The 17924-nt window shown below is 68.5% G+C and carries 12 protein-coding genes; 6 read left to right on the top strand and 6 right to left on the bottom strand.

Annotated elements, in window-relative coordinates:
* Nucleotides 1–8: 8 nt before the first annotated feature.
* Together ATK74_RS13835 and ATK74_RS13830 are read right to left on the bottom strand one after the other, a co-directional pair.
* The gene (locus ATK74_RS13835; RefSeq protein WP_098461592.1) at nucleotides 9–662 is read right to left on the bottom strand and encodes an HAD family hydrolase; all 654 of its coding nucleotides are present in this window, start codon (nucleotides 660–662) and stop codon (nucleotides 9–11) included.
* A complete protein-coding gene (locus ATK74_RS13830) occupies nucleotides 663–2105 on the bottom strand; it encodes a CCA tRNA nucleotidyltransferase (RefSeq protein ID WP_098461591.1) in 1443 nt (480 codons plus the stop codon). It abuts the gene before it with no gap.
* A 103-nt stretch (nucleotides 2106–2208) separates the two neighbouring features.
* Between ATK74_RS13830 and ATK74_RS13825 the strand changes: the two genes are divergently transcribed.
* Together ATK74_RS13825 and murJ are read left to right on the top strand one after the other, a co-directional pair.
* A complete protein-coding gene (locus ATK74_RS13825) occupies nucleotides 2209–4191 on the top strand; it encodes a DUF6049 family protein (protein WP_098461590.1) in 1983 nt (660 codons plus the stop codon).
* A complete protein-coding gene (murJ, locus tag ATK74_RS13820) occupies nucleotides 4188–7658 on the top strand; it encodes a murein biosynthesis integral membrane protein MurJ (protein ID WP_098461589.1) in 3471 nt (1156 codons plus the stop codon). The genes ATK74_RS13825 and murJ overlap by 4 nt, the downstream gene beginning before the upstream one ends.
* Nucleotides 7659–8149: 491 nt before the next feature.
* Here the strand turns inward: murJ and glpK are convergent, their stop codons facing one another.
* Together glpK and ATK74_RS13810 are read right to left on the bottom strand one after the other, a co-directional pair.
* Nucleotides 8150–9670: a glycerol kinase GlpK gene (gene glpK / locus ATK74_RS13815; protein ID WP_098461588.1), complete on the bottom strand. Its 1521-nt coding sequence runs from the start codon at nucleotides 9668–9670 to the stop codon at nucleotides 8150–8152.
* 138 nt (nucleotides 9671–9808) lie between these two features.
* A complete protein-coding gene (locus ATK74_RS13810) occupies nucleotides 9809–10405 on the bottom strand; it encodes an MIP/aquaporin family protein (protein WP_098461587.1) in 597 nt (198 codons plus the stop codon).
* 539 nt (nucleotides 10406–10944) lie between these two features.
* Here ATK74_RS13810 and ATK74_RS13805 point away from each other — a divergent pair.
* From ATK74_RS13805 to ATK74_RS13790, 4 genes are all read left to right on the top strand, one after another.
* A complete protein-coding gene (locus ATK74_RS13805; protein WP_098461586.1) occupies nucleotides 10945–11901 on the top strand; it encodes a sugar-binding transcriptional regulator in 957 nt (318 codons plus the stop codon).
* 189 nt (nucleotides 11902–12090) lie between these two features.
* Nucleotides 12091–13668, top strand: coding sequence for an anaerobic glycerol-3-phosphate dehydrogenase subunit GlpA (glpA, locus tag ATK74_RS13800; RefSeq protein ID WP_098461585.1), 1578 nt, complete (start codon nucleotides 12091–12093; stop codon nucleotides 13666–13668).
* Entirely contained in the window at nucleotides 13665–14903 is a 1239-nt protein-coding gene (gene glpB / locus ATK74_RS13795) for a glycerol-3-phosphate dehydrogenase subunit GlpB (RefSeq protein ID WP_098461584.1), read from the top strand. Before glpA ends, glpB begins: the two co-directional genes overlap by 4 nt.
* Nucleotides 14903–16135: an anaerobic glycerol-3-phosphate dehydrogenase subunit C gene (locus tag ATK74_RS13790; protein ID WP_098461583.1), complete on the top strand. Its 1233-nt coding sequence runs from the start codon at nucleotides 14903–14905 to the stop codon at nucleotides 16133–16135. The genes glpB and ATK74_RS13790 overlap by 1 nt, the downstream gene beginning before the upstream one ends.
* A 57-nt stretch (nucleotides 16136–16192) precedes the next feature.
* On the opposite strand, the gene yaaA is transcribed toward ATK74_RS13790, so the two are convergent.
* Nucleotides 16193–16996 (bottom strand): peroxide stress protein YaaA, encoded by an 804-nt coding sequence (gene yaaA, locus ATK74_RS13785; protein ID WP_098461582.1) that lies wholly within the window; start codon nucleotides 16994–16996, stop codon nucleotides 16193–16195.
* A 94-nt stretch (nucleotides 16997–17090) separates the two neighbouring features.
* Entirely contained in the window at nucleotides 17091–17888 is a 798-nt protein-coding gene (locus ATK74_RS13780) for a class I SAM-dependent methyltransferase (RefSeq protein ID WP_098461581.1), read from the bottom strand.
* Nucleotides 17889–17924: the final 36 nt, after the last annotated feature.

Here is a 17924-nt window from a genome sequence, read left to right as displayed (position 1 = left end):
AACTAAAGTCACCAGCTGGCGGCCCACTCCACGAGGTCCGGGTCGGCCAGCGAGTCGACCACCAGGTCGGCGTCGAACTCGAGGTTCTTCAGGGTCGGCACCCCGACCACCGACAGCCCGGCCGCCCGCGCCGAGGCCAGCCCGGTCTCGGAGTCCTCGAAGGCCAGGCAGTGTTCGGGGGTGGCGGCCAGGGCGGCACACGCCTTCAGGTACAGATCGGGGGCCGGTTTGCCGATGGCCACGTCATCCAAGCTGACCACGGCGTCGAATCGTCCCCACAGCCCGGCCGGACGCAACGCGGCCTCGACCAGGCCGCGCGGGGAGTTGCTGGCCACCGCGATCGGCATCCGTCCGCGCAGTGAGTAGACCAACTCGACCGCGCCCGGCATGGCCACCGACTCCGCCGAGATCACCTCTGCGGCCAGCCGCAACAGCCGGGTGCCGATCGCAGCCTCGTTGCCGACCTCGCCGAACCGCTGCGCCATCAGCGCCACGGTGTCGGGGACCGACTTGCCGATGAACTCCGCCTTGATCGCCGGTGGGTACTCCAGGCCGCGCTCAGCGAAGATGGTCGCCTCGGCCTTCGTCCAGCAGGACTCGGTATCGACCAACAGCCCGTCGTTGTCGAACACGACCGCTTCGGGCCGGAAATGCAACGTCATTCAGTTCTCCTGCCGCCCGGCCCACCAGGCCAGCAGCTCGTCCTTGGCCCGTTGCTCACCGAGCGGTCCGTCATCAATCCGGCGCTCCAACAGGTACTTGTAGGCCGCGCCGACCTCCCGCCCGGGACCGATCCCGAGCACCTCCATGATCTGGGTCCCGTCCAGGTCCGGACGCATCGAGTCCAGCTCCTCCTGGGCGGCCAGTTCGTCGATCCGCCACTCCAGCTCCTCGTACGCGCGGCGCAGGGTGTCGGCCTTGCGCTGGTTGCGAGTGGTGCAGTCCGAGCGGGTCAGGATGTGCAGCCGCTCGAGCTGATCGCCGGCATCGCGGACGTAGCGGCGGACGGCCGAGTCGGTCCACTGGCCCTCGCCGTAGCCGTGGAAGCGCAGGTGCAACTCGACCAGCTTCGACACCGCCTTGATCTCGTCGTTGGAGAAGTGCAGCGCTTCCATCCGCTTGCGGGTCAGCTTCGCCCCGACCACATCGTGGTGGTGGAAGGACACCTTGCCGCCCGGCTCGAACCGCCGGGTGGCCGGCTTGCCGATGTCGTGGAACAGCGCAGCCAGTCGGCTGATCAGGTCCGGAGCGTGGCCGCGGGCCCGCTCCAACTCAATGGCCTGCTCGACAACGATCAGGGTGTGATCGAAGACGTCCTTGTGCCGGTTGTGCTCGTCGGACTCCATCCGCAGCGCGGGCAACTCCGGCAGCACGATGTCGGCCAGCCCGGTGTCGACCAGCAACTCCAGGCCCGGACGCGGGTCGGGCGACAGCATCAGCTTGGTCAGCTCGTCCCGGACCCGCTCGGCGGAGATGATCCGGATCCGCTCGGCATCGGCCTTCATGGCCGCGATCACGTCCGGGGTCGGCCGGAAGCCCAGCTGGGAGGCGAACCGGGCGGCCCGCATCATCCGCAGCGGGTCATCGGAGAAGGAGATCTCCGGGGCCGACGGCGTCCGGATCAGGCAGGCCTCCAGATCGTCCAAGCCCTTGAACGGGTCCAGCAACTCCCCGGTGACGGTGTCCAGGGCCATGGCGTTGACCGTGAAGTCGCGCCGGATCAGGTCGCCGCCCAGATGGTCGCCGAAGACGACCTCGGGCTTGCGGCTGTGATCGACGTAGCTGTCGGCGCGGAAGGTAGTGATCTCGACCAGCCAGGACGTCTTGTCGTCGATCCGGCAGGCGATCGTCCCGTAGGCGCGCCCGACGTCCCAGACCGCCTTGGTGAACTTCCGGACGATCTGCTCGATCTGATCCGGATGCGCAGAGGTGGTGTAGTCCAAGTCGGTGCCCAGCCGGCCGAGCAGGGCGTCCCGCACGGACCCGCCGACCAGGTAGAGCTCATGGCCCGCGGCGGCGAAAGCCTCAGTCAGCTGGCGCACCTTCGGCCCGGCGGCCAGCACCGCGTCCAGGGCGGCGCGTCGTTCAGCAGTCAGGTCAGGCACGACCGAGCAGTCTACCGGGCGGAGCTCCGGCTTCGCCTGTGAGCCTGGCCTCGGCTGAGCGCGTCCGGTCGGACGGCTCCGGCGACCCCCGTACGATAGGACGGTGACACGCGGTGGATCCGGCTTCTGGCGCCGCGCCCTGGGCTACCTGCTCGCGGTGCTACTGGCGGCCACCGGCATCGCCTGGCTGGCCCCGTCCACGGCCGAGGCGATCACCGTCCCGCAGCTGCAAGTCACCCTGAACAGCCTCACCGTCAGTGGCAGCGAGCCGGACGACACCGTCAAGATCACCGCCACCGTCACCAACACCAGCCCCGACCCGGTCTACGGAGTGCAGGCGATTCTGTGGCGCTCTCGCGATCCGATCCGCGACCCCGGGACGCTGCGCAAGGCCGAGGCCGCCGAGGCCGGCTGGGGCTCGCGGATGACCGCCACCCCGGACCACTACCGGCTGGTCACCCGCTCCACTGAGGCCTTCGCCCCGGGCGCGAAGACCCAACTCAAGCTCAAGGCCACGCTGGCCGACCTCGGCTTCGACACCACCGGAGCGGCCTACGCCTTCGGTCTGCAGGTGCTGGGCACCTCCGATCAGAGCAGCAGCTACGCCGTGGCCGGACAGATCCGCACCTTCGTCAGCCTGCCGGGAGCGCAGGTGCCGGTCACCTCGGCGGTGCTGCTCTCCACCACGCCCAGCAAGGTGATGGACGGACTGTTCAGCAACGAGTCGTTGTCGGCCGAACTCACCGGACGGCTGGGCACTCTGCTCACTGCGGCCGAACGGCCCGGACACAGCTGGCTGATCGACCCGGAGTTGCTGGACGAGGTCCGCGACCAGGCCGACGGCTACCAGGTGATCACCGGCGGCCAGACCGTCCCCGGTGCCGGCCAGGCGATCGCGGCCAGTTGGCTGGCCCGCTATCAGCAGCTGAATCGCAACTGGGGAGGCCGGACGCTGTACGGCAATCCGGACGTGGTCGGGGCAGCCGCTGCCGGCAACGCCGCGGTGCTGAGCCGCGCCGAGATGGTCGGTGACTCCGTCCTGGGGCTGTCGGATTTGCCGTTGGTGGTCGTGCCCAACGGCCTGATCCTCAACCAAGCCACGCTGGAGTCCCTTTCCGGGCTGGAGGACGCCGCCGTGCTGGCCGGCAACAGCTCGGCCACGCAGGTGCTCCAGCCGACCTCCGGCGGACCGATCGTGGTGCCGGTGATGAACACTGCGTCCGCCACCGCCGAGCCCGGGTCACTGGAGAGCCGACTGCTGTCCCTGGCCACCACCGTGGTGGCCGGCGGCTCGGGCCAGTTGCGACTGATCACCTCGGCCGCCGATCTGGCCAAGGATGAGTCCAGTCGTCCGGACTGGGTGGACGATCGCTCGCTGGCCGACCTGCTGGCCAGCGCGAAGGACGGCAGCCCTGAACTGATCGAGCAAGTCGGCCCGACCTTGTCGACCGCCGACTTCGACCAGCTCACCCAGATCGAGCACGACTTCGCCACGTATGAAGAGGTGGCGCCGAGCGCCGCCGTCCTGGCGCAGAGCGCGCCGGCCCTGGCCCGGCTGAGTTCCTCGGCCTGGATCCAGGTCCCGCAGGCCCGCGCCGACCTGCTCCGGGCGCTGTCGGATCGGGTCGGGCCGCACGCCCTCGATGACGGCATCGAGCTGCATGCCAGCTCCCGCTTCGTCATGTCGTCGCGGACGAATGAGTTCCCGATCACCGTGACCAACGAGCTCAGCGACCAGATCCAGGTGATGGTCCGGATCGTCTCGGACAACCCGCAGCGACTCACCGTCCCGCCGTCGAAGGTCTTCACCATCGACCCGGGCCAGAGCCAGACGGTGAACATCCGTCCCGAGGCCAGCTCCAACGGCGTGGTGGTCGCCACGGCGCAGCTGACCTCGGCGTCCGGGCACCGGATCAGCGAGGGCACCCGGATCGTGGTGGAGGTCACCGATCTGGGCATGGTGGCCTGGGTGATCGTGGCCATCTCGGCAGTGGTGCTGGTCGGTGCCACCGCCTTCCGTATTCGTCAGGTGCGCCGCCGCAACGCGGCCGCCGAGGCCCAGGTCGAGCCGGAGAGAGCCGAATGAGCGAAGCCACCAACTCTGGGCGCAAGCTGCTCAGCGCCACCGCAGTGATGGCTTCGGGGACCATGGTCTCCCGGGTGCTCGGTCTGATCCGAGCGGTCCTGATCGCGTTCATTCTGGGCAACTTCACGATGCGGGCCGACGTCCTCACCCTCGCGCTGACCGTGCCCAGCTCGCTGTACCTGCTGCTGGCCGGCGGCACGTTGAACAACGTGCTGGTCCCGCAGATCGTCCGTGCCGTCACCCGGGACGAAGACGGCGGACGGGCCTTCGTGGACCGGATCATGACCGGCTTCCTGCTGATCCTCGGCGCTCTGACTGTGGTGTTCACCGTTGCCGCCCCGCTGGTGATGTCGGTCTACACCAAGTCCAGTTGGCGAGCTCCGGAGATGGCGGAGCATTGGCGCGCGCTGCTGCTGATGAGCTATCTGACCATGCCGCAGATCTTCTTCTACGGCGTGTTCTTCCTGATCGGACAGGTGCTCAACGCCCGGGAGAAGTTCGGCCCGATGATGTGGGCGCCGGTGCTGAACAACGTGGTCTCGATCATCTCGCTGAGCGCCTACCTGTTCTTCTGGGGCGCCCAGACCTCCCGCGATCTGCCGTTCACCGACCAGCAGGTATGGCTGCTCGGCATCGGCTCCACGGTCGGCATCGCCGTGCAGACCTTGATCCTGCTGCCCTATCTGCGCCGGGCCGGGTTCAACTACCGTCCGCGGTTCGACCTGAAGGGCACCGGTCTGGGCCGCACGTTCCACGTGGCCAAGTGGATGGTCGGCTACGTCGCGCTGACCTCGCTGGCCCAGGTCGTGGTGACCAACATGGCCTCGGCCGGCGGCGTGAACGCCTACCAGCAGGCCTATCTGATCTGGATCCTGCCGCACTCGCTGCTGACCGTCTCGCTGGCTACCGCGATGCTCCCGGCCGCGTCCACCGCTGCCCTGGCCGGAGACCTGGCCGGGGTGGCCGCCGAGACGAACCGCGCGCTGCGGCTAGCCCTCACCTTCCTGGTCCCGGCCTCGGTGGCCTTCGTGGCGCTGGCCGATCCGATCGCCCGGGTGCCGTTCGGCAACGGCGCCGGCGCCAGCGACTATCACTATGTGGCCTGGGCGCTGGCCGCCTTCGGGATCGGCCTGGTGCCGTACACGATCCAGTATCTGTACCTGCGGGCCTTCTACGCCCTGGACAACACCAAGACCCCGTTCGGACTGCAGATCTGGATCAGCGGTGCGAACGCCACCCTGGCCGTGGCCTTCGTCCTGGCCTGGAACGACCCGAACACCGTGGCCGCCCGGCTGGCCCTGGCCTACTCGGTCTCCTATTTCCTGGGGGTGTTCCTCACCTACCGCTCCTTGAAGCGCCGGCTACCCGAGTTGGACGGACGGTCGCTATGGCAGCAGTTGGCCCGGCTGCTGCTGGCCTCGGCCCCGGCCGCCCTGGTCGGCTGGCTGATCACCTGGGCCGGCGCCGGGCTGGCGTCCAGCTGGCTGCGGCTGCTGGTCCTGGCTGTGGCCGGCGCGGCTGCGGTCGCGGTGTTCGTCCTGGTCGCCCGGCGGTTGGGGATCGATGAGGTGTCCTCGCTGCTCTCGATGCTGCGCCGAAAGCATGGCGACGACGGTGAGGCGGACGCCGCCGAGGTCCTGGTCGCCGAGGAGGACGCCGAGCTGTCCGGTGAGGTGCCCCTCGAGGAGCATGGCCGACCCGCCGACTACGAACGGCCGGAGCCGCCGCGAGCCGACATCAACCCGGACACCGATCCGGACGGGATCGGGGTCTTCGTCCAGGTCACCCCGCTGCCGCCCCCGCCGGAAGCGATCCTGGAGTACCCCGAGCCGTCCGTCGATCCGGGCACGGGTCGGGTCCTGGCCGGACGGTACCGGCTCGGCACCCTGCTCGCCGCCAGTGCGGCCGGCCAGTCCTGGCTGGGCCAAGACATCGTCCTGGGCCGCCCGGTGCTGGTGCAGCTGCTTCCGTCCGGGGCACCTCGGACCGCGGCCGTCCTGCGTTCGGCCCGGCAGGCGGCCGGTGCCACCGACGCCCGCTTCCTGCGCGTCCTGGACGTCGTGGTGCCCGACCTCACCGACCAGGCCAGCCTGCTCGATCAGACCGATGAGCCGCCGGAGGGTGCCTTCGTCGTCTACGAGTACGCCGCCGGCCAGACCCTGGCCAAGCTGCTCCGACGAGGGCCGCTGACCGGAGTCGAGACCGCCTGGGTGATTCGGGAGATCGCCGACGCCATCAACGGCCTGCACGCTCAAGGGCAGCACCACGGCCAGCTGAACCCGGCCACCGTGCTGATCACCAACTCGGGCAACCTGAAGATCCTCGGCTACGCGGCCGGGCTGGACGACGCCGCGCCGGGAACCGAGGCCGGCGACATCCTGGCCCTGGGCGAGCTGCTCTACGCCTGCCTGGTGGCCCGGTGGCCGATGGAGGCCGCCTTCGGCCTGCACCCGGTCCTGGAGAAGGACGGACGGCTGCCGCTGCCCAGCGAAGTGCGCAACGGGGTGGCTCCACAGCTGGACAAGATCGTCGATCGGCTGCTGTCGGTGGAACCCCGCGGGCATGCCGCCCCGATCGAGACCGCCTCCGAACTGACCACGCAGCTGTCCTTGGTGCTCGGCCCGACCAGCGCGGTCTCCGACCTGCGGGCCCGGCTGAACCGCAACGCCGACGAGTTGGACAGCCCGGCTCCGGTGTCGCGAGTGGCTCCGCCGCTGCCGACTCCGGCCGCGAGCCGGTTCCAGATGACGGTGCCGGTGGACGGCTCCAGCGCGGAGTCCGGCGATGAGGAGGAGTTCGTGGCGTCCGCCTTGGATCGCCAGGAGGGCTTCACACCCGTCCCGCCACCCCCGGTCAGCGCACCGGAGGCGCCGGAACCCCGCAAGCCCCGACTGCCCTTCGTGATCGGCACCTTCGGGCTGGTCCTCGCCGTGGGGCTCCTGGCCGCCGCGACGCTGACCGGCAACCCGGTGGTGGTGCCGACCACCGCACCGCCGGTCAAGCTGACAATCATCGCGGCCGACGACTTCGACCCGAAGGACGACGGTGGCAGCGGGGCGGAGAACCCGAAGCTGGTGCTGCAGGCCATCGACGGCAACCCGAAGACGTCCTGGGTGAGCGAGAAGTACAAGAAGACCGGCAACTTCGGCGGCACCAAGCCCGGCGTCGGACTGATCGTCGACCTGGGCACCATCCGTGAGGTGACCACGGTCGAGGTGATGTCGACCGACCCGGGTGGTGCCGTGCAGGTGATGGTCCCGAACGAGTCGCCAACGGCCGCTCCCAAGCGATCGGTCACCCAGTGGCACGCCGTGGCCACCGCCGCCGATCTGGCCGCGGACACCCTGCTGGCTCCCAGCGCACCGGTCCGGAGCCGCTACCTGCTGGTCTACCTGACCTCGCTGCCCTCGATCGGCAAGAGCGTCTACCAGGGCACCATCTCCGAGATCGCCGTCCTCGGCCGCTGAGCCGAGCCTCGGGCTCGCAGCCAACCCGGCGGGGTGGGCTGGTCGCGTTCTCGGACTGACCACAGCTGGGTCAGCGCGCACCTCCAGCCACTGCCAATTGCGGGTTTCAACAGACACGTCGCTCGAACGCGACCACCCCACCCCGCTCCCCCGACACCGCGCACCAGTGCCGAACCCGGTCCCTGAGCCCGTCGAAGGGACCCCCAGCGTCGGACGAGCCCAGCCAACCGACCGGGGCACCATGCGGCCAGCCCGGCGGAGTGAGCTGGTCGCGTTCTCGGACTGACCACAGCTGGGTCAGTGCGCACCTCCAGTCACCGCCAATTGCGGGTTTCAACAGACACGTCGCTCGAACGCGACCACCCCGCCCCGCTCTCGGGACCCCGGCCCCTGAGGCCGTCGAAGGGAGCCTTGTCTTCGACTGGGGCAAGGACACAAAACAGCGGTGCCGCCGGGGAGACCCCGGCGGCACCGCTGCAGTTCTGGCGAACTCAGATCGCGACGTCCCCGTCGACCCAGTCGAAGGTCTTGGTGACGGCCTTCTTCCAGTTGCGGTAGAGGCGAGCGCGCTCGTCCTGCTCGGCGCTGGGCACCCAGCGCTTGTCCTCGGCCCAGTTGGCGATGACGTCGGCCTCGCCGTTCCAGTAGCCAGTGGCGATACCGGCCGCGTAGGCCGCACCAAGGGCAGTGGTCTCGGCCACGACCGGACGAACCACCGGCACGCCCAGCTGATCAGCCTGGAACTGCATCAGGGTCTCGTTGGCAGTCATGCCGCCGTCGACCTTGAGCTCGGCCAGCTTCACACCGGAGTCGGCTTCCATGGCGTCCAGGACCTCGCGGGTCTGGTAGGCGGTGGCCTCCAGGACGGCGCGGGCGATGTGGCCACGGTTGACGAAGCGGGTCAGGCCGACGATCGCGCCGCGGGCGTCGGAACGCCAGTACGGAGCGAACAGGCCGGAGAACGCCGGGACGAAGTAGCAGCCACCGTTGTCATCAACGGACGCGGCGAGCTCTTCGATCTCCGGAGCAGAGGAGAACATCTTCAGGTTGTCGCGCAGCCACTGCACCAGCGAGCCGGTCACTGCGATCGAGCCCTCAAGGGCGTAGATGGTCTTCTGATCGCCGATCTTGTAGCAGACGGTGGTCAGCAGGCCGTTCTTCGAAGGAACGATCTCCTCGCCGGTGTTCATGATCATGAAGCAGCCGGTGCCGTAGGTGTTCTTCGCCATGCCGGCCTTGAACGCGGCCTGGCCGAAGGTTGCAGCCTGCTGGTCGCCCAGGTCGCCAGCGACCGGGACGCCACCGAGCAGACCCTGCTCGCGGCCGTAGCCGTAGACCTCGGAGGAGGACTTGATCGCGGGCAGCATGCTCATCGGGATGCCCATGTCGGCAGCGATCGAGGGATCCCAGCTGAGGGTCTTCAGGTCCATCAGCATGGTGCGGGAGGCGTTGGTCGGGTCGGTGATGTGCACGCCGCCGTCAACACCGCCGGTCAGGTTCCAGATGACCCAGGTGTCCATGTTGCCCATGAGCAGCTTGCCGGCCTCGGCGTCGGCGCGAGCGCCTTCGACGTTGTCCAGGATCCACTTGACCTTCGGGCCGGAGAAGTAGGTCGCCAGCGGCAGACCGACGCGAGCCTTGTACTTGTCCTGGCCCTCAGCGCCGCCCAGATCCTCGACGATCTTCGAGGTGCGGGTGTCCTGCCAGACGATCGCGTTGTAGACCGGGAGGCCGGTCTCCTTGTTCCACACGACGGTGGTCTCACGCTGGTTGGTGACGCCAACAGCCTGGATGTTCTCCTTGTTGAGGCTGGACTTGGCCAGGGCCTCGGCGACGACCTCGCGGACGGCGTCCCAGACCTCAATCGGGTTGTGCTCGACCCAGCCGGCGCGCGGGAAGATCTGCTCGTGTTCCTTTTGGCCCACGGAGACGATGCGGCCTTCGTGGTTGAAGACGATTGCGCGGGAGCTGGTCGTTCCCTGGTCAATCGCGAGGATGTACTTGTCGGCCATGGATAATTCCTTCCACATCTTTGTCGAATGGAGTGTGTGAGCGGGTCGGCGGCCACCGGCCCGCTCGTTTTCGTTCAGGGGCGGGTTGGGTGGTGGGTGAGCCCGGGATCGCCGGACCCACCCACCGTTTGTTGGTTATCAGGCCGGCAGCAGGAAGCCAGCGGTCAGGCCGGCGATAACGCCACCGACGATGGGGCCGAAGACCGGAACCCAGGAGTACGCCCAGTCAGACGAGCCCTTGTTCGGGATCGGCAGGACAGCGTGGGCAATACGGGGGCCGAGGTCACGGGCCGGGTTGATGGCGTATCCGGTGGGGCCACCGAGCGAGGTACCGATGCCGACGACCAGGAGGCCAACCGGGAGGGCGCCGAGCCAGCCGAGCTGACCGCCGCTCCAGTGGCTGAGGCCGAGGATGAACAGGACCAGAACGAAGGTGCCGATGAGCTCGGTGATGAAGTTCCAGCCGTAGTTACGGATCTCGGGACCGGTGGAGAACACGCCCAGCTTGTAGCCCTCGGGGGCATCCTCATCGAAGTGCTGCTTGTAAGCCAGCCAGCAGACGACTGCGCCGAGGAAGGCGCCGACCATCTGGCCGGCCAGGTAGGTCGCGATGGAAGCTGCGTCGACCGGCACGCCGGCAACGAACTCCTTGGCACCCGATGCCACCACGCCACAGCCGAGGAGGACCAGGATGGCGGTGCCAACGACCTCCGACAGGAAAACAGTTGGAAGCATCGTGATTGCTCGCTTTCCGACACCAACTCTGGTGTCAGTCTGTGCGTCCAATGGGACGCGGGGTTATCGATAGCTATACCGAGTGAGTAGGGATGGAGTGTTGGTCGAACCGGCCGTCAACGCCGTCCGGCGGGAACCTCGCCTGGGGTGAGGGACGAGTGGTGATTCAACCACTGGGGCCGGTGAGCGCGCGACTCGCAGCAATACCGGTCATGGCGAGCGGGCCAGCACCCTCGCTGTCCCGCCACGCTGGACATTTCACAGAAGCGCCGACCGGGCACCGGAGTCCAGTTCCGATGCCCGGTGGAAGCCGGACGACCGCTCGTGGCAGCGTCCCCCTCCCGGTTACAGATGAGGTTCATTTCGGCAACGGCAAGCGTCGGCGTTGCGTGAAGGCACATCGACGACTCCTTTGACGACTGAACCCCGTAGCAGCAGGCCAGATGAGCGCTTCTACCCCTGCCGGATGGCTTCATCTTGCTAAGGGTTGAACGCATGCGCTAGACCTGTGCACGAACGTGCATCGGAGGGAATCCCGGGTGAACGAGCGCTACGAGGAGATGTACCAGGCTGCGTCCCGGTACTACATCCAAGGTGAGACGATGGAGAGCATCGCTCGCCAGCTACGGCTCTCCCGTTCGTCGGTGTCCCGGCTCCTCAAGGATGCTCGCGAGTCCGGCCTGGTGCGGATCTCCCTGGCCGACCACCAAGGCTCCGCCTCTCCGATGGCCGCCACCTTGAGTCGCTACTTCGGGGTCCGGGTGCACATGGTCTCGGTCCGGGAGAACGCCAACGAGAACGTCCGCTTCGATCAGGTGGCGCGGCTGGCCGGACGACTGCTCACCGAGGCCGTCGAGGATCACCAGCTGATCGGGGTGGCCTGGGGAGTGACCCTCTCCCACGTGGTGCAACACCTGGGACGCCGCCCGCTGGTCGGGGCCAGCGTCGTCCAGATCAACGGCGGGGCCAACCAGCGCAGCTCGGGCATTCCCTACATCGGCGAGATCCTGCAGGCCTTCGGCGACGCCTTCGACGCCCGGGTCGTGCTGTTCCCGGTGCCGGCCTTCTTCGACTACGCCGCCACCAAGCAGGCCATGTGGCGGGAACGCTCGGTGCAGAACGTGTTGCGGCTGCACGAGCGGCTCGACCTGGCCATCTTCGGGGTCGGCTGCCTGGAGGGACGGGTGCCGTCCCACGTCTACAGCGCCGGCTACATGGACGCCGGCGACATGGCGTCCCTGGCCGCCGACGGCGTGGTCGGGGACGTCTGCACAGTGCTGCTGCGCGAGGACGGGTCCTATGCCGACATCAGCTACAACGAGCGGGCCACCGGGCTGACTCCGGCCGAACTGTCCCGGATTCCGCGCCGCTTCTGTGTGGTGGCCGACCCGTCCCGGGCTCCGGCCGTGGTCGGTGCATTGCGCGCCGGAACCGCGACCGACCTGGTGCTCGACGAGGGCACCGCGCGGGCCGTTCTGGACCGGCTACGCCTCTAGTCCGACCCTCGTGGCGCGATTTCCCAGCCTGAGGCTGCTCGCGTGCACGTCTGCCATACCTAGGCCACTAGCGCATTCAATCGACCCACCGGCGCTTTAGCCTAGGCGAGGACGCCTCCTCGCTGTGGTGGAGATCAACGTGGATCCACTGCCCCGTGGCCTGGCGTCGCCACGAAACCAGGAGGAGACGTGAGGAAACTCGCTGTTGACGTCGTCGTCATCGGTGGTGGCTCGACCGGCGCCGGCGTGGTGCGTGATGTCGCTATGCGCGGCTACAGCACTGTGCTGCTGGAGCGCGCGGATCTGGGCCAAGGCACCACCGGACGCTTCCACGGGCTGCTGCACTCCGGCGGCCGCTACGTGGTGTCCGATCCGCTGTCGGCCACCGAGTGCGCCCAGGAGAACGCGATCCTGAGCCGGATTCAGGCCGGTGCGGTCGAGATGACCGGCGGCTACTTCGTCACCGGACCCGACGACGACCCGTCGTTCGCCGACAAGTTCCTGGCCGGCGCGGCCGCCACCGGCGTCCCCGCCCAGGAGATCACCGTCGCCGAGGCGCTGCGCAACGAGCCCCGGCTGAACCGCGGCATCAAACGGGCCATCGAGGTGCTGGACGGCACCGTGGACGGCTGGCAGCTGGTCTGGGGAGCCGCCAACTCGGCTCGCCACTACGGCGCCCAGATCCTCACCTACCACCAGGTCACCAAGATCGACACCGTGGACGGGCACGTCGCGGCCGTCCACTGCAAGGACCTCAAGAACGGCGAGGACGTCCTGATCGAGACCGGCTTCGTGCTGAACTGCGCCGGCCCGTGGGCCGGACAGATCGCCGCCATGGCCGGCGCCCACCCGGTCGACGTCATCCCCGGACGCGGAATCATGGTGGCGATGAGCCACCGGCTGGTGAACCGCGTGGTCAACCGCTGCATCTACCCGGCCGACGGCGACATCCTGGTCCCGGTGCACACCGTCTCCATCATCGGCACCACCGACGTGAAGGTGGACGATCCCGATCACTTGGAGATCGAGCAGGCCGAGGTCCAGCAGATGTTCGACGCCGGCGAGGTGCTGGTGCCCGGCTTCCGCAAGGCCCGCGCCCTGCACGCCTGGGCCGGGGCCCGTCCGCTGATCAAGGACAACCGGGTGGCGGCCACCGACACCCGGCACATGAGCCGCGGCATGGCCGTCATCGACCACACCACCCGCGACGGCCTGGACGGAATGCTCACCATCGGCGGTGGCAAGCTGACCACCTACCGGCTGATGGCCGAGCACATCGTCGATGCCATGTGCGACAAGCTCGGCGAGAAGCGGGTCTGCCGCACCGCCGAAGAGGACATGCCGGTCGAAGGCGCCGGCCCCAACTACGTGGTCACCCATCGGCTGCATGACCGCGAGCATGACCGGCTCGACGACCAGATCATCTGCGAGTGCGAGCTGATGAGTCGCAAGATGTTCACCGACGCCCTGGCTGAACAACCCAAGGGCACCTTCGACGACCTACGCCGCCAACTGCGTCTCGGCATGGGTCCTTGCCAGGGCGGCTTCTGCAGCATGCGCGCGACCGGAATCGCCCTGGCAAGTGAACACATCGACATCGAGCGGGCCACCGAACTGCTGCGCCTGTTCCTGAAGAACCGCTGGATCGGGCTGTGGCCGATCCTGCACGGCGATCAGCTGCGGCAGACCGCCTTGGACAACTGGATCTTCTCCGGGACCCTCGACATCGAGCACCTCCCGGCCGCCGAAAGTGAGGTCGTGCTGTGAGCCGCGTGATCGTGATCGGGGCCGGGCTGGCCGGCCTAGTCGCCGCCAACCGGCTGGCCGACGGCGGGGCCGAGGTGCTCCTGCTCAGCAAGGGCATCGGTGGCCTGCAGCTCGGCCAAGGAACCGTGGACGTGCTGGGCTACAACCCGCAGCGGGTCACCAACCCGATCAAGGCCGTCGCTGAGGTCGCCGCCGAGCATCCCTACGCCACCATCGGCGCTCAGGGCGTGCTCACCGCGCTCGGTTACCTCAAGGAACTGGTGCCCGACCTGCTGGTCGGTGACCCGGAGGCGAACTACCACCTGCCCACGGCGGTCGGCGCGCTGCGTCCGACCTGCCTGGCCCAGCCGAGCATGCTGGCCGGCAACCTGAAGGCGGGTAGCTCCGTCGTGGTGGTCGGCCTGCGCCGGCTGAAGGACTTCCAGCCCGAACTGATCGCCGGCAACCTGGGCCGCACCGAGTTGCCCGATGGTGGACGGGTGGCCGCCCGCGCCATCAACGTCGACATCGCTGCTCGTGAGGGCGAGATCGACTCCTCCGGCCTGGCCTTCGCTCATGCCTTCGACGTGCCGGCCTTCCGGCAGCAGTTCGCCGATCTGCTGGCCCCGCTGCTGAAGGACGGCGAGATCGTGGCGCTGCCGGCCGTGATCGGGCTGAAGGATCGGCAGGCCCACTCCGACCTGGCCGCGAAGCTCGGGCACCCGGTCTTCGAGATCCCGCTGCCGCCGCCTTCTGTGGCTGGCTTGCGACTCAACCAGGCGCTCAACGCCCGGGCGCTGGCCGCCGGCGTGCGGATGGTCTCCGGGGTTCGTACGGTCGGCTTCGCTGCCGACGGCGACCGGATCCTCAACGTCCGCAATGCCACCGTGCCGGCCGAGCGGGAGTACCGCGCGGACGCATTCGTCCTGGCCACCGGTGGTTTCGAGGCCGGAGCTCTGGCCATGGACTCCTACGGCACGGTGACCGAGACCCTGTTCGGGCTGCCGCTGGTCGGCACCGAGAACACCCCGCTGATCCACGGTGACTACTGGGGTGCCGAGCAGCCCATCTTCTCCGTCGGTGTCGGCGTCGATTCGCAGATGCGGGTACTGGGTAACGGGAAACCGGTGTACGCGAACCTGCGCGCCGTCGGCGATGTGATCGCCGGCAGTACCCGCTGGGCCGAGAAGTCCGGGGACGGAGTCGCTGCCGCCAGCGCCGTCCTGGCCGCCGATTCGATCCTGAAGGAGTTGTGATGGCAACCGAAGGCTTGGAGTTCGCCGGCCACTCGCTGTCCCGGGCCAGCCTGGACGCATGTGTGAAGTGCACGATCTGTGAGACCCAGTGCCCGGTGGCCGCGGTGACCCCGCTGTTCTCCGGACCGAAGTACGTCGGCCCGCAGGCCGAGCGGTTCCGCAACGGTGAGTCGGTCGATCACTCCCTGGACTACTGCTCCAGCTGTGGCACCTGCACCCTGGTCTGCCCGCAGGGCGTCCAGATCGCCGAGCTGAACAGCCAGGCCCGTGCGGTGATGAAGGCCGACCACATGCCACTGCGCGACCGGCTGATCGGCCAGACCGTGCTGATGGGCAAGGCCATGACCCCGGTGGCGCCGATCGCCAGGGCCGCCCTGAACAACAAGCCGATCCGCAAGGTGATGGAGGCCGTGGTCAAGGTGCACGCGGACGCACCGATGCCGCCGCCTCAGTCGCAGACCTTCGAGGGCTGGTTCCGCAAGCGTCCGACTCCGGCCGGACCGTTCCCGCGCGGCACTGTGGTCTTCTTCCATGGCTGCGCCGGTGGCTACTTCGAGGTGGAGACCTCCAAGAAGTCGGTGGAGGTCCTGGAGCACCTCGGCTACCAGGTGCTGGTGCCCAAGCAGGGCTGCTGCGGCCTGGCCCAGCAGTCCAACGGGCTGTTCGCCGGCGCCACCAAGGACGTCCTGAAGCTGTGCGACGACCTGCGCGCGGCCGGCAAGGACCTGACCATCGTGTCCTCGTCCGGCTCCTGCACCGGCATGCTCAAGCATGAGGCGCACGAGATCATGGGCGTCGACGACGAGCGGCTGAAGGACGTCGGCACCCGGATCGTCGACATGATGGAGTTCCTGCTCGACCTGCACGAGGCCGGCGAGCTGCCCACCAACTTCGCCCCGATCGGGATGAAGGTGCCCTACCACGCTCCGTGTCAGCTGAAGAGCCAGGGCATCGGCAAGCCGGCCCTCGAGGTGCTGCGACTGATCCCCGAGCTCGAGGTCGTCGATTCCGGCGCCATCTGCTGTGGCATCGCCGGCACCTACGGTCTGAAGAAGGAGAAGTACGACGTCGCTCAGGCCGTCGGAAAGCCCTTGTTCGACATGGTGAAGGCGACCAGCTCCGAGCTGGCCCTGTGCGACACCGAGACCTGCCGCTGGCAGATCGAGAAGTCGTCCGGGGTGAAGACCGAACACCCGATCTTCCTGATTCACCGGGCCTACGGGCTCAGCTGAGCCGATCCCCGCAAGAGAGCGCGCCGTCGACGGTTGATGGTGCGCTCGATTGCGGGCTCAGCTGCCTGGCTGCGTCCGAGCTGCGAACGGACGCACAAAGACCGGCTGATCCGGAGTGGATGCGGCCTTGTCGTAGCGATATCCCGCGCCGTCGAACTCGATGATGGCCCGGGCGCTGTGCACCCGATTGAGCACCAGCCAGGCGGCCAGTTCGCCGCGAGCGCGCTTGGCGAAGAAGGAGATCACCGAACGGCGTCCGCGCGGATCGGTGTCCTCGAACCGCGGTGAGATCACCCGGGCGTCCAGCGAGCTCGGCTGGACGGCACTGAAGTACTCCGTCGAGGCCAGGTTGACCAGCACCGCAGAACCCGGCGACGCGGCCAGGTCCTCGGCGATCAGGTCGGTGATCCGCCGTCCCCACCACTGGTAGAGGCTGCCGCCCTGCTCGGTCTCCAGCCGGGTGCCCATCTCCAACCGGTAGGCCAGGATCAGATCGAGGGGACGCAGCAGCCCGTAGAGGCCCGACAGGATCCGCAGCGTCTTCTGCGCCTCGGTGTAGTCGCGGGTGCCGAACCGCTGCCGGGCGGCCAAGCCCTGGTAGGCGTCGCCGTTGAAGGCCAGCAGCGCCACCCGGGACGCCGAGGTCGGGAACGGGACGTCGAAGGCGGCCCACCGTTCGGCATTGCGAGCGGCCAACTCGTCGGAGATCCCGGAGAGCCGGGCCAGGTCGGCCACCGACTTGTTCTTCATCACGGCGGCCAGCGCCATGCTGTCGTCGAGCAGTCGCGGCAGGGTGTGGACGGTCTTGGGCACCGGGGACTCGAAGTCGAGCGCCTTGGCCGGCGAGATCAGGCTGAGCATTTGCCTGTGATCCTAGGCGGTCGACGAAGCCCGGACAGCGGGCAGTTTCTCGCAGTCAGTTCGCCCGCGGGTGGGCTCCTGGCACCAGTCCTGGCTAGGCCGAACGTCCTCCGACGGCCAGGATGGCGGTGGCCGGCAGGTGCAGCATTCCGTCCGCGGCCAGGTAGGCGGCGCTGAGCCGCTGGTACGCGCGCTCCATGGCGTCCGCCTTCGCCGGGCTCTGCGCCCGGTAGACCTGGCCGATCCAGGCGACGCCACGGCTCGGACCGCTCCACCACAGCTGGGGGTCGACCCGATGGACGAACTCGTAGGCCCAGACCCGCTCCAGCTGCACTCCGGCAGCGGACAGCAGCCCGCTCACCCCGTCCAGGCTGCGTTCGAAGCCGGTGGCGGCCGCCGACCGGGCCGCACCGGACGGCACCTCGGCCCCGGCCTGTGCCACCACGTCGTTCCACAGCTGCTGCAGCGGGTGCACCTCCGGCCAGGTGGAGATCGCCAGTCTCCCGTCCGGGCTCAGGAGCTGGGTCAGTCGGCGCACCGACGCCTGCGGCTCGGCCAGCTGATTGAGCACACAGTTGGCCGTGATGGCGTCGAACGGGCCGGTGACCCGGTCAAGGCCGGGCAGGCCGTCCTCAATGAACTCGACCCCGGGTACGGCCTGGACGGCCATGGCCAGCATGTCCGCCTCCGGATCAACGGCCACCACCTGACAGCCGCGATCTCGGGCGGCTCGGGCCACGCTCCCGGTACCGGTACCGACATCGAGCAGCCGGCTCCCGGCGGTCGGCGCCAGGGCGTCCAGCAGCGGGTCGACCAGCTGCGCACACAGCAGCGCAAAGGTCTCGGCATAGGCCTCCGCCTTGCCGGCCCACTTGCCGGTGTGGTTGCTCACCCGAGCGAGCTTAGGCCGGTCGCACGCCGGGCGTGC

It is taken from the genome of Propionicimonas paludicola (assembly GCF_002563675.1).
In the GTDB taxonomy this organism is placed as follows: Bacteria; Actinomycetota; Actinomycetes; order Propionibacteriales; family Propionibacteriaceae; genus Propionicimonas; species Propionicimonas paludicola.
Note: the sequence above shows the minus strand (reverse complement) of the source record. Positions and strands in the feature narration are given on the sequence as shown.